This is a genomic window from Pseudarthrobacter siccitolerans, from assembly GCF_001046895.1.
Lineage (GTDB): Bacteria > Actinomycetota > Actinomycetes > Actinomycetales > Micrococcaceae > Arthrobacter > Arthrobacter siccitolerans.
The window spans coordinates 22,992-43,362 of the sequence record NZ_CAQI01000048.1 but is presented as its reverse complement, the minus strand read 5'-3'; the positions used below and the strand labels follow the sequence as shown (position 1 = coordinate 43,362).

Below are 20,371 nucleotides of genomic sequence, written 5' to 3'. Positions count from 1 at the left end.
GGAGCCGCCCGGACCACCTGAGGGACCGACACAAAGGAGTGGAGATGACCGAAACACCCACCGCCGCCGCGCAGGACTGGCTTGCCAGCCTGGACCAAGCGCTGCAGCGGCGCGACATGGACGCCGCGCTGGACCTCTTCGAGGACGAAAGCTACTGGCGCGACTTCGTGGCGTTCACCTGGAACCTGAAAACCCTCGAAGGCAAGGCGGACATCCGCCGCATGCTCGAGGCCAGGCTGGACCACGTGCAGCCTGCCAACTGGGCGCTCGCCGAGGATGCCACCGGCAGCGCCAGCCCGGACGGAACCGTGGAAGCCTGGATCACGTTTGAGACCGGCGCCGCCCGCGGGTACGGCCACCTCCGGCTGCGGAACGGCAAATGCTGGACGCTGCTCACCACCATGCAGGAGCTGAAGGGCTTCGAAGAGAAGAAAGGTCCGCGCCGCGAGCAGGGCGTGGCGCACGAGATCATCCGCGGCCGCCGCTCGTGGAAGGAACTCAAGGAGGAACAGGAAGCGCAGCTCGGCTACGAGGAGCAGCCCTACTGCGTGATCATCGGCGGCGGGCAGGGCGGCATCGGCCTCGCAGCCCGGCTGCGGCGGCTGGGCGTGCCCACAATCGTGATCGAGAAGAACCAGAACCCGGGCGACTCCTGGCGGAACCGCTACAAGTCCCTGCACCTGCACGACCCCGTCTGGTACGACCACCTGCCCTACCTGAAGTTCCCGGACGACTGGCCCGTCTTCGCCGCCAAGGACAAGATCGGCGACTGGCTGGAGCACTACACCCGCATCATGGAGCTGAACTACTGGTCCGGCACCGAGTGCGTGGGCGCCGAGTACGACGACGGCACGCAGGAATGGGCGGTCAGCGTCCTCCGCAACGGCGAACCGGTGACCCTCCGGCCCAAGCAGCTGGTCTTCGCCCTGGGCGTCTCCGGCTACCCGAACATCCCCGCGTTCGACGGCGCGCAGTCGTTCCTGGGCGAGCAGCGGCACTCCTCGCAGCATCCCGGCGGTGGGGACTGGACCGGGAAGAAGGCCGTGGTGATCGGCTCCAACAACTCCGCGCACGATATCTGCGCGGACCTGTGGGAGCACGGCGCCGACGTCACCATGGTGCAGCGCTCCTCCACCCATATCGCCCGCAGCGAATCGTTGATGGACCTTGCGCTGGGGGACCTGTACTCGGAGAAGGCACTGGCCAACGGGGTGACCACAGAGAAGGCCGACCTGCTGTTCGCGTCCCTGCCCATGCGCGTCCTGCCCGAGGCGCAGGTGCCCGTGTACCAGGAGATGGCGAAGCGGGACGCGGACTTCTATTCGCAGCTGGAGGCCGCCGGGTTCGAGCTGGACTTCGGCGTGGACGGGTCCGGCCTGTTCCTGAAGTACCTGCGGCGCGGCTCCGGCTACTACATTGACGTCGGTGCCTCCCAGCTGATCATTGACGGCCGGGTGAAGCTGAAGTCCGGGCAGGTCTCCAAGATCACCGGCAACGCCGTGGTGATGGCGGACGGGACCGAGTTGGAGGCCGACCTGATTGTCTACGCCACCGGATACGGGTCCATGAACGGCTGGCTCGCGGACCTGGTCTCTCCGGAAATCGCGGACCGCGTGGGCAAGTGCTGGGGATACGGCTCAGACACGCCAAAAGACCCTGGCCCATGGGAGGGGGAGCTGCGCAATATGTGGAAACCAACCAACGTCCCCAACCTCTGGATCCACGGCGGCAATCTGCACCAGAGCCGGCACTATTCCTCCTACCTGGCCCTGCAGCTCAAGGCCCGGATGGAAGGGCTGGAGACGCCGGTGTACGAACTGCAGCCCAGCCACCACACCCGCTAGAAGGAAGAACCCATCATGAAGGCAGCACGATTCCACGCCCGCAAGGACATCCGGATCGAGGACGTCCCGGAGCCGGAACTCCGCGCCGGGGCGGTGAAGATCGACGTCGCGTGGTGCGGCATCTGCGGCACGGACCTGCACGAGTACTTGGAAGGGCCCATCTTCTGCCCGCCTCCCGGCCATCCGCACCCGCTCTCCCACGAGGAATCCCCGGTGACCCTGGGGCACGAATTCTCCGGGACTGTCTCCGAAGTAGGCGAAGGCGTGGAGGGGCTGGGAGTTGGTGACAACGTCGTCGTCGAACCCTATTTTGTGGACGGCGACTGCGACATGTGCCAGGCGGGCAGCTACCACCTGTGCCGGCAGATGGGCTTCATCGGGCTGTCCGGCGGCGGGGGAGGGCTGAGCGAGAAGATCGTGGTGGACGCGCGGTGGGTGCACCCCATCGGGGACATCCCGCTGGACGAGGCGGCGCTGATCGAGCCGCTGTCCGTGGCGCACCACGCGGTGGCCCGCAGCGGCGTGAAGGCGGGGGACCCGGCGCTGGTGGGCGGGGCCGGACCCATCGGGCTGCTCACCGCCGCCGTCCTCAAGGGCATGGGTGTCACCACGATCATCAGCGAGCTGAGCCAGGCCCGCAAAGAGAAGGCCACCTCCAGCGGCGTGGCCGACCATGTGCTGGACCCGAGCAAGGAGGACGTCCCGGCGCGGGTGCGGGAACTGACAGGCGGATCCGGGGCCGACGTCGCGTTCGAATGCGCGGGCGTGAACGCGGTGCTGGACACCATGCTCGACGCGGTCCGGCCCGGCGCCGTGGTGGTCAACGTGTCCATCTGGGGCGCGCCCGCCACGGTGGACATGCAGAAGCTGGTGCTCAAGGAGATCGACCTGCGCGGCACCATCGCCTACGTCCGCGACCACCCCGCGGTGATCAGGATGGTGCAGGAGGGCAAGGTGGACCTCAAACCGTTCATCACCGGCCGGATCGCGCTGGAGGACCTGGTGGAGCAGGGCTTCGACATCCTGATCAACCACAAGGACACGGCGGTGAAGGTGCTGGTGCACCCGTAGAGGCCCAATGGGCAGGTCAGTTCTTGGGCGCCTCGTTGCTTGATTCAGGGATGGGATCAGCTGGCGACGTCATGAGGTGGCGATAATCCATCCTCCGTTTAAGGACCGAAACCTTTGGCGTGGGAAATCCTGCATCCCGTAGTTCCTGCGCCTTCCATTCGCCGCCTGTGGCCTTCTTGAAGGACTCGATATAGCGTCTCCTGGCTTGATAGAGGGCCTGCTCTGCCTGATGCATTGCTTTGAATGTGTCCAGCACTCCTGCGGCTAGCTCAAATTGCTCTTGGCTGCGGCGTTGATGTGTCTGACGGAGGAAATCCAATGGGTCCTGGCTGGTCATGACTCATCGTATCGATCGATGGGGACGACTGACATAGCCGGCAGAAGACGTCCTAAGGGGCGGCTAAAGGAGCACAAGTGCCCCGGTGGTCTTCATCCACCGGGACACTTGTCTCAACGCAACTCGGAGGCTTCGGAATAGCCATTCGTCTTTCCACCCGGTTCTACGGGTTACTGCTGTGAGCCGATGACCGAATGCGCGATCAGCATGTCGAGACGACGGATGTCCACCTTTTTGCCGACTTTGATCTTGATGTGTCCCGCCCGGGTCCAAAGCTCCAGCTCGGCGTCGAGATCGAATTTTCCCGCGTTCTCGGACGACCACATGTTAATCGTGGAGTAGGGCAGCGAGTACACCTCCACCTTCTTGCCGGTAATGCCTTGCGCGTCCCGGACGATCATGCGCTTCGTGGTGAAAATGGCGCTGTCCCGGAAGGTTCTGTATGCGGCCACCGGCTGCTCGCCGGCAAGCATCAACTCCATGACGTCTTGTGGGATGGGACATTCTTCAACGAACATCCACGTGGTTACTGCTGCTGCCTCCATTGGGCCCCCTCTTTCCTGGTTCACGTACTGGATCAGTCTCTCAAGCCGGTCAGCCGCCGATGTCATGCGATGGTGGGCGGCGTGTTGGAAGTCCGGCGGAAGCTGCCTGGGTGTCCTCACGGGCCCTCGCTCTGCGGCCAAAGTATTCGCGGCGGTACAGCGGGCTTTAAATGAACGCGACGCTAACCTGAGGCATTCGAGTTGAGCGTCAATCAACTTCAATTTCCGATTGTCGTAATGCTCTCAGACCAGCGATCCGAGAGGCCTCTTTCGTGTCCAGGTGTCACTGGTCCTAACCTTCGCTCCACCCGCGTCACCTAATTCAGGGCATGGACCACGGGCCTGAATGCATTGAGAATTCTCGTCTCCTGCCGCAAACTGACGAATACCGGGTCGATGAGGCCTAATGCGATCCTGTCGGAGGGCGCCCACCGGTTCTTCTCTGCCATGGGCATCTCCGGATCATTCCAGCGGAGGCGCCCGTATGAGTGGCATATTGATTCGGCAGGGTGACGGAAATTGGCGCGAGGCTGCATATGCGGGATACGCCTTGGAATCGGATCTGCAGGCGATACTTGCTCGGCACCCGGACCTGATACCAGGGGTTGGCGAGGGTGCGCGGACATGCCGTGAGTTTCAATCCGAGGCGGGGCCAGCGGACATAGTGGTTGTCGGTGCCGAAGGGGACGTGACGCTGGTTGAGTGCAAGCTGGCGGCCAACCCGCAGGTCAGACGCGAGATTATCGGGCAGATGTTCGACTATGCGTCGCGCTTGTGGAAAATGGATGTTGATGATTTTGCGGCACGCTGGCAGAGCCGCACCCAAGAATCCATCTTCGGCGAAGACTCCGAGACCGGGGTCCCCCTTCGAGAGGCGCTTGCACGGAATCTCGCAGAGGGACGGTTCAGGATCGTATTGGCCGTGGATGCGATCAACTCGCCCCTGAAGAGAATGGTCGAGTACCTCAACTTCATGTCTGGTCCAAACACTTCAGTTGTCGCCGTCGAATACTCACGCCTCACGCAGGGCAGCATCGAAATACTGGCGCCGCGCGTCTACGGGCAGGAACTGGCTGAAGTCCGGGCAGGAGCGAGCAAAACTGCCGCTGGCGACCTGGTGGTGTGGGATGCCCAAACCTATCGCTCGTGGCTCGAGTCGAATGACAGCACGAGCATCGGAAACTTTGACCTGTTCATCAGTGAAGCCTCTCGAGCTGGGCTACCCTTCATCGGTTCGAGGAGTTCCACTCCGGCCGCTCGTCTTGAGATCTCTAACGCAAGCGGTCAGCAGCTGGGGAGGATTTCGCTGTATTTTTACACCGGCCAACGCACATCCTTGGAGTTTGACTTCACCAGAATCCCTAAGTTGTCGCCTGAGGAGAAACCGGACATGTCAGTCCTGACTGAGTTCCTTGAGCAATTAGGACGGGCTGCGGGGCTAGTGGAAGTGGCTGACTCGTTACGCACGACGCAATTTGCCAGCCGGAGGCCGAACGTCCCACTGGCGCGGCTGACGGAGGAGTCCATTCGCCAAGCCTTCGTTGCACTCAGTGTGCTCATGCGTTGACGGCTCTCGCCCCGTGACGGGCCGGGCCGCGGCAGACCAATTACGATCTCCGGGCGCTGGAGGCGGGCTATCCGGAGGGGGCGGCGGCGCTCGCCCCGGATGGCCGCTGCGGGACATTAGGGTCTTTCCCCCTATCCAGCAGGTGCCCGTGCGCGGAAGATGACGCTATGAAAAAACTCGTGCTGGCCGGTCTCACCGCTCTTGTTATGGTTGTTGGCGCCCTGCTGGGCGCAGTCGTCCCGGGCAATGCCGCTCCCGGCCCCTCGATCACGGCGGGGCAGATCCTCGTAAAGTTCCGCGACAACGCCGCGGCCCCGGCAGTCCTCCGCCCGCACGGTCTCAGTGACGGGCCCGGCGTCGGCAGCACAGGCGCGCACCTCATCAAGGTGCCGGCCGGAAAGGAGCTGCAGCTCGTTGAAGCACTCAGCCGGAACCCATCGGTTGAATATGCGGAACCGGACTACGTGGTCACTCCGGCCACAAACGACACCTACTTCCCGAGCCAGTACGCCCTGGAAAACACCGGCCAACCCTTCACGAACACTGACGGCAAGATCCCGATATCGGCTGGCGCGGTGGACGCCGATGTGGACGCCGTCGAAGCCTGGAACGTCACGACGGGCGGTGGGATCAGGGTTGCTGTCCTCGATTCCGGCGTCGCAACTGACAACGCCGACATCAACCCGCAGGTGGTGGCACGGGCCAACTTCACCACATCGAGGAACAACGAGGACAACTACGGCCACGGCACGCACGTCGCCGGCATCGTGGCTGCCTTCGCCGACAACAGCATTGGCGTCGCCGGCGTTTGCCCCGGATGCACCATCCTGGCGGGCAAGGTCCTCAGCGATACGGGGATGGGGTCCAGCTCAGGCCTTGCGAACGGCATCAACTGGGCCGTCAAGAGTGGCGCGAAGATCATCAATATGAGCCTCGCAGTAGGGGCATCCACCACATTGCAGACTGCGGTCAATAACGCCTGGAACGCCAACGTGCTGCTCGTTGCCGCAGCCGGCAACGGAAACAGCACCACCATGATGTACCCGGGGGCCTACACCAACGTCATTGCCGTGGGGGCAACCAACAACAGGGACGAGAAGGCATCATTTTCCACGTATGGCACGTGGGTGGATGTCGCAGCGCCAGGGGTCAGCGTCTACTCCACCTTCCCCAACCACAGATTTGTCCTTGCTCGGGAGTACAACCGTTCCCAGGGTTATGACATTGGCAGCGGCACGTCCATGTCTTCACCGATTGTCGCTGCAGTTGCCGCGCTCGCCTGGAGTACCAACCCTGGCTGGACGAACTCGGACGTTCGCGCCAAGGTCGAAGCGACCACCGACCCAGTTGGCGTCATTGGGGTCGACTGGGCGCATGGCCGGGTGAACGCGTACAACGCCGTCAAGCCGCTTCCCTAGTCTGGGGTGCCGGTTGGTGTGGGCGCCCCAGCCCCACGCTCTGTTAAAGTCGGGCACCATGACCGATCATCGCACCGATGCCGCCAGTAAGGTCGGCTTCCTCCACACGGCGGAGGTCCATGTGGCGACATTCGACGCACTCTCCCGTAAGCATCTGCCGTCCGCCTCCACGGTCCACCGCGTGGATCCCGAAGCCCTGGAGCTTGCCCGGCAGGACGGGGCCGCGGAGAGGGTACGTGCCGTCGTGGCCGCCCATCTGGCGGAACTTCGCAATGCTGGATGCGGAATCGTCTTGTGCACCTGCTCCACACTGGGCGAGATAGCGGAGGACCTCTCGGGTGACGGACTGGCCGTCATCAGAATCGACCGGCCGATGCTTCGCCGGGCCGTGACCCTCGGCCCACGAATCGGAGTCCTCGTGGCTCTGACCAGCACCATCGAGCCAACCACCTGCGTCCTCGCCGAGGAGGCCGCGGACGCGAAAACTGACATCACCGTTGAGGTCAGCCTCGTGGAGGGTGCGTGGGACGCTTTCCTGGCCGGAGACGCGGAGGCTTACCACTCGAGCATCGCCCAGGCGGCACGTGTGCTCGCCAGCCGCTGCGACGTCGTAGTCCTCGCCCAGGCGAGCATGGAACCTGCTGCCGCCCTGCTGGCCGGCCTCGAAACACCTGTCCTCACCAGCCCCCGGTCCGCCGTCGAAGCCGTCGCGGCGGCACAACAGGGCTACAAAAATGACCCGGCAGACGCGGTAGCAGAGTACCTGCCCAGGGAAACGGCTGCCGTTCGCCGGCACTGACGGAGGACGACGGCGGAACGTAGTCCCGCCGTCGTCGTTCCAACCGTTGCTGCTGGGCCGGGGAGGGGATCCTGGCTACCTGCCTTCCTCCGAGTGGCTCGGGGTCTGTTGCTGGCTGCTGGTCCACTTCGCGTGTTCCTGGGAGATCAGGCCCTCGATCCGCTCTGCCAGCTGCTGGTGCCGGTCCGCACGCAGATACGGCCCCGCCTTGGCGAGGTACAGGTAGCGTTCGTGCTTGAGGGCTTCAGCGGTGGAACGGTAAGTAATCCAGCGCTCCTGGAACTGGTAGAGGTGCTGGGCGCCCTCCAGGACCACGATAGCGGCGGCCAGTGCGCCGGTCACCAGGACAGGGCTGCCGATGCCTGCCACCACGGGCAGCACCGCGGCGACCGCGAGTTCCAGCAGCTTGAGCCACTTGTACTGGCGCTGGTTGTCCGCGCTCTTGCCGTCATACCAGCTGATCTGGTCCTCCAGCCGGTCCCACGTGGGATCCTCAGCGGCGGGAGCGGGCACGGCCGTGATGGGCCGTGCCGGTTCCTGGCCATCCTCGCGGCGCGCCATGGGCTTTCCCTTCCCTTGAAGTCAGCTACTCAGCAAGGACAAAAAACACCTGCCACTTATCCGGGCAGAAGCGTTCCCCGGTCAGCACGTAGCAGGGCCACATTTCCCAGCCGCCGGCGCTGGTGATCAGGACCCTGCCCTGGGCGTTGATGGTTTCTCCGGGTTCGAGGGCTTTTCCTTCGTTCATGTCCTCGGCATCGTGGTGTTCCCCTGCCGCATCCCGGGCTCCAACAAACGTGTATTCCAGTTGCAGGGGCTGGTCCGTGGTGTTGGTCAAGGCGTAACTCACCGTGATGGTGTCACCGACGCGGGGAGGATCGGGGTCCCGCCGGCTGGCCGCCTGCAGATCCGTCAGCTGAAGTCCGTCTTCGCTCGTGACGGGGGAAGAGTCAACGTCGATCCCGCCGCTTCCCTGGACTGGCACCTGCCGATCAACAGGGTTGGTGTTCGGCGACGTCCTCGACTGGAGATTGGCGACCACCAGGACCACCAGCAGGATTACGACGGCGGCGGCCGCCCCAGCCAGCAGGAGCGCCCGCCTGGAGAGGGGCCGGCGGTGCGGTGGTTCGTTTCCGCCGTTGTGTTCCGGCGGGAGGGGCATGCGGTGGGGTGCAGGGACTGGAGGAGGTGCTGCCGCTGCCGCGGTCTCGCCGTCGTCCTGGGTTCTCCGCACCTCGGCAAGAGTGGTGTCCAGGACCTTGAAAAGCCGGCTGGTGTCGAACTCGAACCGGGCCGGGCTGAATTCCAGGGCCTGCCGGCGCACCAGCCGGGCCAGGCTCTCGGGCAATTCGTCGGCGCGCGGCATCCTGGCCGTGTCCACCAGGATCGGGATGACCCGGACGTTCCGGGTCAGGGCAGCCTGAACCTCAAGGCGTACAAAGTCGTCAGGGTCATCAAGCCGTCGCCGGCCATCCTCGTCAGTGATGGTCAGCCACTCATCGCCGATCAGCACGAGCACCACGTCGCAGGAGCCCACGGCCCTGGTGATTGACTCGACAAAGTCGTCGCCCAGCTGGATCGAGTCGACGTCCTTGAAGACCTGGCCGCCGCCGTAGCGGTCCGCCAGCCGGTCGTACAACCAGCCGGCCGGGTAGGCGGTCTCTTCCCGCCGGTAACTGATGAAGATCCGGCCCGTAGCGTTCGGGAGAGAACTAGTCATTGCCCACGACCTTCTGCGACCGAGCCCAGACCCTGCGGGCATTACACCGCCGGAGGCGTTACTGGGGCGTTACAGCCGGGGGAACGGTCTGTCTATGAAACAGGAAGTTCCAGGCGGAAGGACCTACGGAAGCGGTTGGCGTTCACCGACACTGACGGAGGACGACGGCGGAACGTAGTCCCGCCGTCGTCGTTCCATCCGTTGCTGCTGGGCCGGCGACGGAATCCTTGCACGCTTCGCGCGGTTGCACCGGGCGCACGCAGCGACGAAGTTCTGCAGGCTGGTGGAGCCGCCCTTGGACCAGGGATAGAAGTGGTCGCCGTGCTCGGCCGGGCGGCCGCAGCGGCGGCCGAATCCGCTTTCCATCTCACACTGGCCACCGGCCCGGGCCATCCCCTCGCGGCGCTGCTGGCGGGTGAAGCGGCGTACCGGGTCCCGGCGCCGGACGTCCCGGGCGCTGATGACGGCGCCCACAATGCCCAGTACGACGACGGCCACGCCGGGGAGAGCGGCCGCGGCGACAACGCTGTCCACCAAGCCGCGCAGAACCTCGGCGGCCGAGGACGGCGCCGTTCCGGCCACAGATGTTCCCTTCGGCAGAAGCGCCGTCATCACGGCGACGGCAAGCCACACCATCAAGGCTGAGTAGGCCAGGCGAAGGCCCTGCCGTGTCCAATAGATGCGGCCCAGTTCCTGCATTAGTTCCCCCATTTTTTTGGTTTCCCGGAAGCCCCCGGGTCCCGGATGTCTCGGAAATCGTATAGGCCGGGCGGAGGCCGGTGTCCCAGGTTTAGCCCAGTTTTTGCCGAGTATTCCTGCCGCATTGGTGGCCGCGACAGGCGCTGTGGCGGCCCAGGGGAGTGGGAACAGCTGTGCAACAATGGCGCCATGACGCACGAGCAGCCGCAATCCACCATGCTGGAACTGGACAGCACCGACCTCTCCGCCTTCGAAGCCGCCTATCAGGCCGCGCAGAAGAGCCTGGCCGAGGGCGGCATCCCCATCGGCGCGGCGCTCGCACGGGATGGCGTGGTGATTGCAGGCGGCCACAACGAACGCGTCCAGAACGCTGATCCCATCGCGCACGGGGAGATGTCCGCGCTGCGCGCAGCCGGCCGGCAGAAGAGCTACCGCGACGCCACCCTGTACACCACCCTCGCCCCGTGTGCCATGTGCGCCGGAACCATCATCCAGTTCAAAATCCCCCGTGTGGTGGTGGGGGAGGCACGCACGTTCGACGGCGAGCTGGAGCTTCTGCGGTCACGCGGCGTTGACGTGGTGGTTCTGGATGATCAGCGTTGCGTGGACATGATGGGCAGGTTTCAGGACGCCCACCCGGAGCTGTGGGCAGAGGACATCGCTGAGTAGCCTCTGTCCTGCTGGGTTGCTTGGGCCAGGGGCGGCGGAAGCGTTCTGCAGGCGGTCAGAGGATGAAGCCGAGCCGGCGGAACCGTGCCAGGTTGTCCTCCATTCATGGTCTGCCGTGCATGCCCGGGCGGGCGGTGGATTTTCCGGTTTCAGTCCGTGTGGTGGTGCTGCGGCTGGAAGGGCCGCCCTCCGCCGATGCCCAATGGCGCAGGAGCCCTTCGGCCAGCCGTTCAGGCTCCGCCCGGTGGGGCGGGTCGAAGTGGTGGCGGTGAGGAAACACCTCGAGATGGAAATCCGGGAAGAAAACCCTGGAAAGCCGGGCGGCTACCTCCCCGTAGTCGTCGGGATGGCTCAGTCCGCCGAGGGCAAAGAACACGGGCTGGGTGAAAGCGGCCAGCCGCGACCTGTCCAGGTCATAGTCCCTGAAGGTCCTCAGGAACGCCAGGATACCCGCCGGCCGCAGCGCCATCCATGGCGGCGGGGGACCCGGTTCCGGTTGCGGAAGGACGACATCGGGCCTGACTCCCAGCCTCATGAAGGCGGGCATGAGCTGCTCCGAAGGCAGCGCCTCCAGCGTCTCGTAGTGCAGCCGATGCTCGGCATAGGCAGGGCTCCAGTCCCAGTTCCCCGCCCAGGCCGGCTCCAGCACGGCGAGGCTCTCCAGCCGTTCCGGATGTTTGGCAGCAAACGCGAGTGCAGCCGCCCCGCCGCCCGAATAGCCCACGAGGTGGAACGTCTGCCAGCCCTGTTCATCGGCTTCGCGCAGGACGCCCTCTACTTCGGTGTCCAGCGTCCAGCCCGCGGGCGGCTCGTCCTTCTTGTAGAGCTCAAGTTCCTTGGCGACGGCCTGCACGTCCGGCCCAAGGGCTTCAATCAACGCTTTGTAGGCCAGGTGCGCGGGGAGCACGGCGCCAGGAAGCAGGATGGCCCGAAACGGTTCCATGGACAGAACCCTACGCTCGAACCGGACGTAAACAAGGGGAATGTGGACCGCTGTTGTTGGCTATGTGGGCCGGGCGGGTGTGGCCGCCTCTTGTCCGATCACCGTGGTCCATTTACGGGCGGTCCAGGACGTCACGACGCCGTTGGTGACATAGGGATCGGCGGCCGCGAAAGCTCTCGCGGCCTCAAGTGGGTTCTCGCCGGTGAAGATCAGCTGCCCTGAGCTCAGCCGGCTCAACCGCCCTGGCGGGGGAGTGTCTTCCGGCAGACATCGTCCTGATACATTCGGTTCAACCACCCGTACGTGCCCTGCGAGAGCTATGAAGTGCGGGACCAATGACCCACAAGGAGCGCTGCACGTGACCATGACACTGAGGCTCCCAGGCCCGACACCAGCCCGGTGCAGGCGTGCAAGACGATAGCCTGCAGGGCACTGGCCCACTGGAGACAGCGCTCCGTGACGCCACCGCGATCGCCTCCGCGGTCCGCACCGGTGATGCCTCCGCCGAGGACGTTCTGGCGGAGTCGCGGTCACGGGCCGATTCAGCTCCTTCTCTTTGTGCCTTTATCCAGGAGGACTGGGACGGTGCCGCCATCGCCGCGAAGGAGGTGGACCGCCGCCGTGCCCGCGGGGAGGATCCGGGGCCGCTGGCCGGAGTTCCCCTCAGCGTCAAGGACGTCATCGCCGTGGCAGGCCTGCGGCTGACCGGCGGCAGTGCCGCGTACGCCGGAAACGTCGCCTCATTCACTGCCATTGCTGTGCGGCGCCTGCAGGAGGCGGGGGCCGTGATGATCGGGAAGACCAACTGCCCCGAGTTTGCGTTCGGTGCCATCACCGAGAGCGCTGTCGGGGGCCGGACGCTCAACCCCCGGTTTCCCGGCGCGACGGCGGGTGGCTCGAGCGGGGGAGAAGCTGCCGCCGTCGCTGCCGGCATCTCGGCGCTCGGCTTGGGCACCGACTACGGCGGATCACTGCGGTGGCCGGCGCAATGCGTGGGTATCACCGCCCTGCGGCCCACCCCGCGGACGGTTCCCGACCTGGGAATCGTTCCCGGAGCGGGCGGCTGGTACGGGGTTGGCAACCCGTCCCCGCCCGGTGCCCGCCTGCAAGCGGCCACTCAAGTCATGGGGCCGCTGGCGCGGTCAGTGCGGGACCTGCGGACGGCGCTCGCAGTTCTTACGGGTCTACGCCCCGGCGTTGGGACGTTGGGTGGCGGGGCTCTCCCCGGCAACGTTGCGGTGGCTTGGAGTGATGGATCCGCATTGGGGCCGGTACGGCGTGAAGTGTCAGCGATGATGGCTTCCTTGGCGCAGCAGATCGGGCCGGAGGTCCGGGCGTTGACGCACGTACCGGATCTCTTTGCGGGATCACTGGCGGCCTATAACCGGCTCCGCCCGATTGATCCGATGATTGATCATGCCGCGGCTGTCGCCGGCCGGGAGCGCCTGGTTCTCCCCGCGAATCTCGACGTCATCCGGCGTTCAATGGAAACTGACGCACGCGAACTCGACGCGGCCTTTGCCGAATCCGAACAGGCAAGAAGGCGGGACTTGGCGGTCTTCGATACCGCGGACATCGTCCTCCTGCCGGTGGCCGGCGGTCCTGCGTGCGACGTGTCCGGAAAGCTGGACATCGACGGGCAATCCATTTTCGGCTGGGACATCATGGGCCAATGCAGGGCCGTGACCATGGTTGGCGCACCTGTTGTTTCGCTGCCCGTCGCGTTGTCATCCGAGGGCCTGCCCCTGTCCGTCCAGGTTGTTGCACGCCCGGGCGCGGATGCGCTGGCGTTGGACTTTGCGGAATGGCTCGAGGGCTCCCTCTAACCCCAAACGCTCTCTCACTTAACGCGGCCGATCCCGGGACGCTCTCTCACTTAACGCGGCCGATCCCGGGACGCTCGCTCACTTAACGCGGCCTTCCGGCCAACGCCCCATCACCTCCAAGAGGCAGGCTTGTCTGACTCAACTTTCGCGTGCACGAGTGCCATACTGAGCCATGGATTCTTCCTCTGACGGTAGCCGTCCCGGCGTTGTAGCAGTGGTCGGGGCGACCGGGCGGCAGGGCTCGGCTGTGGTCAAGCACCTGCTAAAGGACGGCTGGCAGGTGCGGGCGCTCACCCGGAACCCCGCCAGTGAAGCTGCCCAGGCGCTGCTCAATTTCGGCGCGGAGGTTCAGCACGCGGACACCGAGGATCCCGCTTCACTCGACAGGGCGTTCGCGGGCGCGTATGGACTTTTCAACGTCCAGAATCCGCAGGCCATCGGGTTCGACGCCGAGGTCAGGCAGGGTGGCAACGTGGCCGAGGCTGCCGCCGGGACCGGCATCCGGCACGTGGTGTACGGCGCGGCAGGGGTGGGTGATAACCGGACCGGTGTGGACTCGTGGGACTCGAAACTGGTCATTGCCCAGCGTTTCCGTGACCTGGGACTGCCGCTCACTGTGCTCCGCCCGATGGCGTTTATGGAGTTGATGACGGACAAGGGCTACTACCCGCAGTTTTCCACCTGGCATCTGATGCCCAAGCTGATGGGTCCGTCCCGGCCGGTGGGCTGGCTGTGCGTCGACGATCTGGGTGCCATCGCCGCCCGGATGTTCGCCGATCCCGTTCGATGGAGCGGTGCAGTGCTGGGTCTGGCGTCCGACGTCCAGTCGATCGAGCAATGCCGCGCCATGTGGCAGGAACGGACCGGGCGGAAGCCGCGTGGGTTACCGATGCCGGAGAAGCTTTTTGAACGGTTCGTGGGGAAGGACCTCACCACCATGTGGCGGTGGCTGCGGACCGGGCAGTTCGACATGAGCACGCAGACCACCCACGGGATTCTGCCGGAGGCCTTGACTGTACGGCAGTGGCTGGACCGGCAATCCGTCTAGAGGCAGCGGCCGGCGGCCACCCGCCGTCGTAATAGGGGTCACAAATCCCGCAGGAACGCCAGCCCCTTGGCCGCCAGCTCGTCCTGGCTTGGGGCCAGCGGCCGCCAGATGGAGGCCGCAATGGCAATCGCGGCATTGTCCGCCGTGAAACTCTCAATGTTCAACGGCCCCGTGTAGCCCACCTCGTCCAGGGCCTGCAGGAAGCCGTCCCAGTCGGTCTGGTCCCCGCCGGGCGCGCCGCGGTCGTTCCCGCAAACCTGCACGTGCACCACGTGTTCTCCGGCCGCCCGGACCGCGGCGGCCAGCGAACGCTCCTCGATGTGCAGGTGGTAGCTGTCTAGGGCAATGCCGACGCCGTTGCCAAGCAACGGCCCCAGCGCCTCGAGTGCCTGCTCCACCGTGTTGATCAGTGACGTCTCGTACCGGTTCAGCGGCTCAATTCCCAGGACCACCCCCGCTTCCAAAGCCCGGTCCGCCACCGGCTTCAGGTTGCGGCGCAGCTCGGCGTAGGCCTCCCGCCGCTGCTCAGGCGACATCCGCCAGGTCCGGCCGGTCTGGGCATAGAAAGGACCACACAATGTAGGTGAACCGATGCTAGCCGCCATGGCGACGCAGGCCAGAAGGTAGGCCTGCGTCGCTTCCACGGACGCCGGGGCGGCGGACACGAGGTCCCGCCCCGGCGCCATGGCACCCACAAGGTACGGCGTCAGCCCCGTGGACTGCAGGGCTTCACGCACCGCGGCGGCTGTGAAGTCGCCGTCGTTTTCCAGCGGCAGTTCGACGGCGTCAAACCCCAGCGCGGCGATCCTCGCCAAGTGTCCGCCCAGGTTGGCATCGGTCAGGGGCGAATCCCAGACCCAGGTGCTGATCCCGATAGGACGCTCCACGCTGCTCCGTCCAAGGCTGTCCGGTGTCAGGGGATCTGCCGCTTCTGCCAGACGTCCGGGTAGCCGGGGAGGTCTTCCCCGCCGAACTTGGCGTAGTGCCCGCTCGGCATCCCCTCGTTGCGCTGCAGCCAGGTGTCCAGTTCGTCCGCGAGGATGGGCTTCTGCGGCAGGACCCATTCGGCCGGGATCTGCTCACCCTTGAAGATCTTTTCCAAAGCCAGCAGCGGGGTCCGCCACTGGAAGTTGGAGTAGACCGGGGCCATGGCATCGATTCCGGTTTCCTTCCACTTGGTCAGGAAGCTCATCTCATCCTCGCCCGTCATCACCGGCAGGTCCTTGCCGGCATCCTCGAAAGCTTCAAGGGCAGCGACGGCACCGTCGCCGGCGTCCATCCACACACCCTTGACGTCGCCGGTGGCCAGTTCATCGGAGATGATTTTCTTGATCTCGGTGGGGTCGGCGCCGGTGAAGTAGTCCTTGGCCTGGATTCCCTTTTCCTCAAAGATCTTCTTGGCCGCCGCCCAGCGGTGCTCCAGCACGTCCACGCCCGGAAGGATGCGCAGGGCCACCACCTTGTCACCGGACTGCAGCTTGTCGGTAAGGAATGTGGCGGTGTCGATACCCCAGGCGAAGCCGCCGATCGGGTGGATGAACGTGGTGGCGCATTTGGTTTCCACGCCGCGGTCAAACACCACCACGGGCTTGCCGGTCTCGCAGGCACGTTCCACCGCCTGGGTCAAGGCCGCCGTGGAGTTGGGCGAGATGACGAACGCGTCGCAGTTTGCTTCGTCAATGAAGTAGTCGATGTCCGCGATCTGCGTGTTGTCGTTGTCCTTGGCATCCCGGGTTTCCATCTCGGAAATGACCCCCGAGTCCTTCAGGACCTGGAGCTGCTGGTTCATGGTGATCCAGCCGGTCTGGCGCCATGGGTTGGAGATGGAGGCATTGGCGAAGCAGGCCTTCTTCGCGCCGGGTGAGGCGAACTTGGCGGTGTCCGTCATGTTGCCGGCAATGTACTGCAGGTAGGGCTGTTCCGCGTTCCCTTCAAAGGTGGCCGAGCGTTGCTCAAACTGCTCGTCGTACAGCGCCTGGTCAAACCAGTCCTGGCTCGCCGGACTGCTTTCGGCGGCTGAGGGGGCAGGCGCCGCCGTCGTCGTTTCAGTCACCGACGGATCCGTTGTACAGGCAGTCAGCACTACCAGCGGCACTGCTGCGCCAAGTGCGATCGCGCGGATTGAGTGTTTGCGCATCAGACTCCATCTCCTCCTTGTTGGGTGCCCTTGTGGGGCATGGGTGCTGCGCTTAGCCGGTGCCGTTCGTCATGGGCAGCGGAAGTAGCTCCCTTGCGCTTGCGCTGCCATGACTTGGACGCTGCTGCCACAGCGATGATGATGATGACCCCCTGCACCGTGTCCCGCCACGTGGCCTGGACGCCCATGAAGTTCAGGAGGGTGAACAGCGACTCGAGCGCGAACGCGCCGGCCGCCGCGGACAGGACCCAGCCGCGCCCGCCTCCCAGCACCACGCCACCGAGCACGACGGCGGTGATCGCCGTGAACTCGTAACCCCGCCCCACCGAGGGGTGTACTCCCGCGTATCCCACGAGCAGGATGCCGGCCACGGTGGCCGACAGCGACGACAGGATGAACGCCCGCGTGCGCACCCACCAGACGCGGGAGCCAGCCAGCTCGGCGGCCCGTGGATTGTCGCCGACTGCGATGAGTGTGCGGCCGAACGGGCGGCGCATCAGGACGAATGCCAGGACGGCCACGGCCGCCAGGATGATGACGGGGTAGGGGATGATGTCCAGGACCGGCACGTCCTGGATCCCGCCGCGCCCGATCTGGCGGAAGCTGTCCGCCGGGTTTCCCTGGGCCGCGCCACCGGTCCAGTAGAGCACCAGTCCGAGCAGGGCCAGCATCATGCCCAGCGTCACGATGAAGCTGGGTACCTTCAGCAGCGTGGTGATCAGTCCGTTCACCAGCCCGATGAAAGCGCCGAGCACAAACATGAGGACCAGGACCGGGATCACCCTGGAATCGTCCTGCCGGATGAGGTTGCCGGCAACGATGACCTGCATGGTCACCACCGATCCCATCGACAGGTCGAATTCGCCGCCGACAATAACGAAGTACTGGCCGATGGCGGCGATGGCGATCGGGGCTGTCCGGCCGATGAACCGGATGAAGGAGCCCGGCTCGCCGAAGGAGGGGTTCAGCGCGATGATGGCCGCCAGGAGGGCGATCAACAGGACGAAGACGGCGCCGCCCGGAGTGCGCATGGCCCGTAAAAGCCGCTGGGAACGGCTGGCGCGGTTCTGCCGCAGAATGGCGCTGCGCTCCGAGGGCAAGGCCGTGCTCATGGCCGCTCCGAGGGGACGGCCTGTGCGGCAGGCGTTTCCGCGGAGCCCTTCGGGCCGAACCGTTCCGGTCTGTTGACGATCCTGCGGCGGGCGTACACGGCGACGGCGACCACGATCACCACGCCCCTGACCACGTCCTTGAGGAAGGGGTTGATCTGCATGACGGACATGATGTTGTCCAGCATGGCGAAGATGAGGACGCCGCCCAGGGTGCCGGTGATGGTCCCTTTGCCGCCGGCCAGCAGGGTGCCGCCGAGGACGACGGCGGCGATGGAGAGAAGGTCGTAGCCGCCCTGGGAACCCACCGTCGGGCTGCCTACGCCCAGCCGGCTGGCGAGGAGCAGCCCCGCCATTCCCGCGAGCAGCGAACAAATCACATGGGCGGTGATAACGGGTGCATCGACGCGGATCCCGGAGGTCCGGGCCACGGAAATGTCACCGCCGACGGCGTAGAGGTGGTGGCCCATCCGGGTGCGGTGGAGCAGCAGCATCGCCAGGCCCGCGCAGGCCAGCATGATGATGGTGGAGATGGGAATGGGACCCAGGCCGGTGGCCCCGATCAGCCGGAAGGAGAGCGGGGTCTGGCCGAAGCTGCCCTTGAAATTGGTCCCGAGGTAACCGCTGATGATCAGGCCCATGCCCAGCGTGGCGATGAAACCGTGCACATTGAGGCGCGCCACGATCAGTCCGTTCGCCAGGCCGATGACCGCCGCGGCACCCAGCGTGAGCAGGACGCCGGGCAGGACATTGCCGGGATTGTTCGCCAACACGCCGGCGGCAATCAGGCTGGCCAGGCTGGCGACGTAGGGAACCGAGAGATCCAGGCTGCCGGCCAGGATTACCAGCGTCTGCCCGATGGCGATGAAACCCAGGACGCTTGTTCCGGTCAGGATGCTGGAGATGTTGCCCTGGCTGAAGAAATTCCGTCCCACCGTGCCCACCAGGACGGCACCAACGATCAGCGTCAGCAGCGCCACCAGGTAGACGATCTGGGTGGAGGACAGGCGGTCAAAGAAGCTGCCACGTGGTTTCATGCTCCTCCTCCGGAAGCAGTTCTGGCTCCCGTTCCCAGCTGCAGGACGGCTTCCTCGGACGTGCCGGCCGGAAGCTCGCCGGCCAGGCGCCCGTCGCGCATCACCAGGATCCGGTCGGACATGCCGATGACCTCTGGCAGCTCGCTGGAGACCATCAGGATAGCTTTGCCCTCGGCTGCCAGCTGCCGCATCAGCCGGTACACCGCCACCTTGGCGCCGACGTCGATGCCGCGCGTCGGTTCATCCAGCAGGACCAGGCGGGGGCGGATGGCCAGCCACTTGGCAAGGACCACTTTCTGCTGGTTCCCGCCGGAGAGGTATTGCACCTCCTGGTCCAGGTCCCGCGCCACCACCTCGAGGGAGGAAAAAACTCCTGGGATCTCGGTCCTGACGGCACCTGTGCGGCGCGGGAAAACCGACCTGATGACGGTCAGCGCGTTGTTCAGGATGGACTGGTTGAGGCTCAGGCCCTCCGCCTTGCGGTCTTCCGTGATGAGGGCCATCCGCGCCCGGACGCCTTCCTGCGGTGTCTTGGGCAGAAGTTCTTTGCCCTCCACTTTCATGGTGCCGCGGGTAAAGGGGGCGGCGCCGAAGATGGCGTGCAGCAGTTCCGTCCGGCCGGAGCCCTGGAGGCCGGCCACGCCCACAATTTCACCCGGCTGGACACTGAAGCTGATCCCGTCCAGTTGTCCGTTTCCGGCGTCCTCCAGCTCGAGGATCGGCTGGGCAGGGCTGGTTCCGGCGTCGCCGTCGGTCCGGGGAAGCTTGTCCGGGAAGAAGGCCGAAATAGGCCGGCCCACCATCAGCCGGACCAGCCTGGTGTCGTCGAGTTCGGAGGCGGGGCCGGTGCTCACCACGCGGCCGTCCTTCAGGACCGTGATGGTGTCGCAGAGATCAAAGAGCTCCCGGAGCCGGTGGGAGACGTAGAGGATCCCCGTTCCACGTTCCCGCAGACGGGACACGATCTGGTAGAGCAGCTCAACTTCGGCGCCGGCCAGCGCGGCGGTGGGCTCGTCCATGGACACGATCCGGGCGTCGTAGCTGACCGCCTTCGCAATCTCCACCACCTGCTGCTCAGCGACGGTCAGGCTCCGCACCTGGGCCGTGGGCCGGATGGCTGTAATCCCCAGCGACTCCAGCAGCTCCGCCGTCTTGGCGTTCATCAGCGCCTTGTTCACCAGGACCCCGCGGCGGGGCTCACGGCCCAGGTAGATGTTCTCGGCCACCGTCCGGTCCGGGAGGAGATTGAACTCCTGGAAGACGGACGACAGGCCGGCTTCGTGGGCCTGGGTGGGGTGGCTGAAACTGACCTCGCGGCCGTCCAGGAGCACCGTTCCCGCGTCCGGCTGGTAGACCCCCGCAAGCACCTTCATCAGGGTGGACTTCCCGGCGCCGTTTTCGCCGACGAGCCCGTGGACCTCGCCGCGGTGAAGGGTCAGGTGGGCGTCCTCCAGAACGGGAATGCCGAAGAAGCTTTTGGTCAGTCCACGGACTTCCAGGAGCGGGGGAGGGGCCGCGGAATCCTGGCGGAGCCCACCAGGGATGGCATCCGCGCCAGTCCCGCCGTGGTTCTCCATCGATCCGTCCACGACTAACTGTTAC

20 protein-coding genes are annotated in these 20,371 nt (G+C 65.4%); 8 read left to right on the top strand and 12 right to left on the bottom strand.

The window, feature by feature from the left end; translation table 11 throughout:
• Window positions 1–44: 44 nt before the first annotated feature.
• Both ARTSIC4J27_RS15220 and ARTSIC4J27_RS15215 read left to right on the top strand, forming a co-directional pair.
• A complete protein-coding gene (locus ARTSIC4J27_RS15220) occupies window positions 45–1,844 on the top strand; it encodes an NAD(P)/FAD-dependent oxidoreductase (protein ID WP_050056050.1) in 1,800 nt (599 codons plus the stop codon).
• Window positions 1,845–1,859: 15 nt separating this feature from the next.
• Window positions 1,860–2,915, top strand: coding sequence for a 2,3-butanediol dehydrogenase (locus tag ARTSIC4J27_RS15215; RefSeq protein WP_050056049.1), 1,056 nt, complete (start codon window positions 1,860–1,862; stop codon window positions 2,913–2,915).
• A gap of 16 nt (window positions 2,916–2,931) precedes the next feature.
• On the opposite strand, the gene ARTSIC4J27_RS15210 is transcribed toward ARTSIC4J27_RS15215, so the two are convergent.
• Together ARTSIC4J27_RS15210 and ARTSIC4J27_RS15205 are read right to left on the bottom strand one after the other, a co-directional pair.
• On the bottom strand, window positions 2,932–3,252 hold the full coding sequence (locus tag ARTSIC4J27_RS15210) for a hypothetical protein (RefSeq protein ID WP_050056048.1): 321 nt from the start codon (window positions 3,250–3,252) through the stop codon (window positions 2,932–2,934).
• Window positions 3,253–3,422: 170 nt separating this feature from the next.
• Entirely contained in the window at window positions 3,423–3,797 is a 375-nt protein-coding gene (locus ARTSIC4J27_RS15205) for a PH domain-containing protein (protein ID WP_050056047.1), read from the bottom strand.
• A 688-nt stretch (window positions 3,798–4,485) separates the two neighbouring features.
• On the opposite strand from ARTSIC4J27_RS15205, the gene ARTSIC4J27_RS15200 reads away from it, so the two are divergent.
• The 3 genes from ARTSIC4J27_RS15200 (at window position 4,486) to ARTSIC4J27_RS15190 (ending at window position 7,581) form a co-directional block, all read left to right on the top strand.
• Complete coding sequence (locus ARTSIC4J27_RS15200; RefSeq protein WP_152683889.1) at window positions 4,486–5,364, top strand: hypothetical protein; 879 nt, start codon at window positions 4,486–4,488, stop codon at window positions 5,362–5,364.
• A 167-nt stretch (window positions 5,365–5,531) separates the two neighbouring features.
• Entirely contained in the window at window positions 5,532–6,782 is a 1,251-nt protein-coding gene (locus ARTSIC4J27_RS15195; RefSeq protein WP_050056045.1) for a S8 family serine peptidase, read from the top strand.
• A gap of 58 nt (window positions 6,783–6,840) precedes the next feature.
• Window positions 6,841–7,581: a hypothetical protein gene (locus ARTSIC4J27_RS15190; RefSeq protein ID WP_050056044.1), complete on the top strand. Its 741-nt coding sequence runs from the start codon at window positions 6,841–6,843 to the stop codon at window positions 7,579–7,581.
• Between the two features lie 75 nt (window positions 7,582–7,656).
• Here ARTSIC4J27_RS15190 and ARTSIC4J27_RS15185 read toward each other — a convergent pair whose 3' ends face one another.
• The 3 genes from ARTSIC4J27_RS15185 to ARTSIC4J27_RS15175 form a co-directional block, all read right to left on the bottom strand.
• Entirely contained in the window at window positions 7,657–8,142 is a 486-nt protein-coding gene (locus ARTSIC4J27_RS15185) for a DUF4231 domain-containing protein (RefSeq protein WP_050056043.1), read from the bottom strand.
• Window positions 8,143–8,167: 25 nt separating this feature from the next.
• A complete protein-coding gene (locus ARTSIC4J27_RS15180) occupies window positions 8,168–9,301 on the bottom strand; it encodes a toll/interleukin-1 receptor domain-containing protein (protein WP_050056042.1) in 1,134 nt (377 codons plus the stop codon).
• Between the two features lie 123 nt (window positions 9,302–9,424).
• On the bottom strand, window positions 9,425–10,012 hold the full coding sequence (locus ARTSIC4J27_RS15175) for an HNH endonuclease (RefSeq protein WP_235436706.1): 588 nt from the start codon (window positions 10,010–10,012) through the stop codon (window positions 9,425–9,427).
• A gap of 204 nt (window positions 10,013–10,216) precedes the next feature.
• Here ARTSIC4J27_RS15175 and ARTSIC4J27_RS15170 point away from each other — a divergent pair, with 204 nt between their 5' ends.
• On the top strand, window positions 10,217–10,669 hold the full coding sequence (locus tag ARTSIC4J27_RS15170) for a nucleoside deaminase (protein WP_050056167.1): 453 nt from the start codon (window positions 10,217–10,219) through the stop codon (window positions 10,667–10,669).
• 103 nt (window positions 10,670–10,772) lie between these two features.
• Here ARTSIC4J27_RS15170 and ARTSIC4J27_RS15165 read toward each other — a convergent pair whose 3' ends face one another.
• Window positions 10,773–11,612 carry an alpha/beta fold hydrolase gene (locus ARTSIC4J27_RS15165; protein ID WP_050056040.1) on the bottom strand — a complete coding sequence of 280 codons (840 nt, stop codon included), beginning with the start codon at window positions 11,610–11,612 and terminating at the stop codon, window positions 10,773–10,775.
• A 60-nt stretch (window positions 11,613–11,672) separates the two neighbouring features.
• Entirely contained in the window at window positions 11,673–11,849 is a 177-nt protein-coding gene (locus ARTSIC4J27_RS22950; protein WP_167344681.1) for a YciI family protein, read from the bottom strand.
• 170 nt (window positions 11,850–12,019) lie between these two features.
• Between ARTSIC4J27_RS22950 and ARTSIC4J27_RS15160 the strand changes: the two genes are divergently transcribed.
• Both ARTSIC4J27_RS15160 and ARTSIC4J27_RS15155 read left to right on the top strand, forming a co-directional pair.
• On the top strand, window positions 12,020–13,438 hold the full coding sequence (locus ARTSIC4J27_RS15160) for an amidase (RefSeq protein WP_235436705.1): 1,419 nt from the start codon (window positions 12,020–12,022) through the stop codon (window positions 13,436–13,438).
• Window positions 13,439–13,610: 172 nt separating this feature from the next.
• Complete coding sequence (locus tag ARTSIC4J27_RS15155; protein ID WP_083435489.1) at window positions 13,611–14,486, top strand: NmrA/HSCARG family protein; 876 nt, start codon at window positions 13,611–13,613, stop codon at window positions 14,484–14,486.
• A 38-nt stretch (window positions 14,487–14,524) separates the two neighbouring features.
• On the opposite strand, the gene ARTSIC4J27_RS15150 is transcribed toward ARTSIC4J27_RS15155, so the two are convergent.
• Genes ARTSIC4J27_RS15150 through ARTSIC4J27_RS15130 form a run of 5 tightly spaced genes read right to left on the bottom strand, consistent with a single transcriptional unit; the run spans window position 14,525 to window position 20,346 of the window.
• Window positions 14,525–15,373 (bottom strand): sugar phosphate isomerase/epimerase family protein, encoded by an 849-nt coding sequence (locus tag ARTSIC4J27_RS15150; RefSeq protein WP_050056038.1) that lies wholly within the window; start codon window positions 15,371–15,373, stop codon window positions 14,525–14,527.
• Window positions 15,374–15,399: 26 nt separating this feature from the next.
• Entirely contained in the window at window positions 15,400–16,623 is a 1,224-nt protein-coding gene (locus ARTSIC4J27_RS15145; RefSeq protein ID WP_050056037.1) for a substrate-binding domain-containing protein, read from the bottom strand.
• Window positions 16,623–17,735: an ABC transporter permease gene (locus ARTSIC4J27_RS15140; protein ID WP_050056036.1), complete on the bottom strand. Its 1,113-nt coding sequence runs from the start codon at window positions 17,733–17,735 to the stop codon at window positions 16,623–16,625. Before ARTSIC4J27_RS15140 ends, ARTSIC4J27_RS15145 begins: the two co-directional genes overlap by 1 nt.
• Window positions 17,732–18,769, bottom strand: coding sequence for an ABC transporter permease (locus tag ARTSIC4J27_RS15135; RefSeq protein WP_050056035.1), 1,038 nt, complete (start codon window positions 18,767–18,769; stop codon window positions 17,732–17,734). The genes ARTSIC4J27_RS15140 and ARTSIC4J27_RS15135 overlap by 4 nt, the downstream gene beginning before the upstream one ends.
• Window positions 18,766–20,346 (bottom strand): sugar ABC transporter ATP-binding protein, encoded by a 1,581-nt coding sequence (locus ARTSIC4J27_RS15130; protein ID WP_083435506.1) that lies wholly within the window; start codon window positions 20,344–20,346, stop codon window positions 18,766–18,768. Before ARTSIC4J27_RS15130 ends, ARTSIC4J27_RS15135 begins: the two co-directional genes overlap by 4 nt.
• Window positions 20,347–20,371: the final 25 nt, after the last annotated feature.

Bases quoted from the DNA above. Each gene is read 5' to 3' on its own strand.
- ARTSIC4J27_RS15135 (WP_050056035.1), bottom strand. From the start codon at position 18,769: ATGAAACCACGTGGCAGCTTCTTTGACCGCCTGTCCTCCACCCAGATC.
- ARTSIC4J27_RS15215 (WP_050056049.1), top strand. From the start codon at position 1,860: ATGAAGGCAGCACGATTCCACGCCCGCAAGGACATCCGGATCGAGGAC.
- ARTSIC4J27_RS15170 (WP_050056167.1), top strand. From the start codon at position 10,217: ATGCTGGAACTGGACAGCACCGACCTCTCCGCCTTCGAAGCCGCCTAT.
- ARTSIC4J27_RS15175 (WP_235436706.1), bottom strand. From the start codon at position 10,012: ATGGGGGAACTAATGCAGGAACTGGGCCGCATCTATTGGACACGGCAG.
- ARTSIC4J27_RS15185 (WP_050056043.1), bottom strand. From the start codon at position 8,142: ATGGCGCGCCGCGAGGATGGCCAGGAACCGGCACGGCCCATCACGGCC.
- ARTSIC4J27_RS15220 (WP_050056050.1), top strand. From the start codon at position 45: ATGACCGAAACACCCACCGCCGCCGCGCAGGACTGGCTTGCCAGCCTG.
- ARTSIC4J27_RS15180 (WP_050056042.1), bottom strand. From the start codon at position 9,301: ATGACTAGTTCTCTCCCGAACGCTACGGGCCGGATCTTCATCAGTTAC.
- ARTSIC4J27_RS15205 (WP_050056047.1), bottom strand. From the start codon at position 3,797: ATGGAGGCAGCAGCAGTAACCACGTGGATGTTCGTTGAAGAATGTCCC.
- ARTSIC4J27_RS15165 (WP_050056040.1), bottom strand. From the start codon at position 11,612: ATGGAACCGTTTCGGGCCATCCTGCTTCCTGGCGCCGTGCTCCCCGCG.
- ARTSIC4J27_RS15140 (WP_050056036.1), bottom strand. From the start codon at position 17,735: ATGAGCACGGCCTTGCCCTCGGAGCGCAGCGCCATTCTGCGGCAGAAC.
- ARTSIC4J27_RS15155 (WP_083435489.1), top strand. From the start codon at position 13,611: ATGGATTCTTCCTCTGACGGTAGCCGTCCCGGCGTTGTAGCAGTGGTC.
- ARTSIC4J27_RS15210 (WP_050056048.1), bottom strand. From the start codon at position 3,252: ATGACCAGCCAGGACCCATTGGATTTCCTCCGTCAGACACATCAACGC.
- ARTSIC4J27_RS15190 (WP_050056044.1), top strand. From the start codon at position 6,841: ATGACCGATCATCGCACCGATGCCGCCAGTAAGGTCGGCTTCCTCCAC.
- ARTSIC4J27_RS15195 (WP_050056045.1), top strand. From the start codon at position 5,532: ATGAAAAAACTCGTGCTGGCCGGTCTCACCGCTCTTGTTATGGTTGTT.
- ARTSIC4J27_RS15145 (WP_050056037.1), bottom strand. From the start codon at position 16,623: ATGCGCAAACACTCAATCCGCGCGATCGCACTTGGCGCAGCAGTGCCG.
- ARTSIC4J27_RS15130 (WP_083435506.1), bottom strand. From the start codon at position 20,346: ATGGAGAACCACGGCGGGACTGGCGCGGATGCCATCCCTGGTGGGCTC.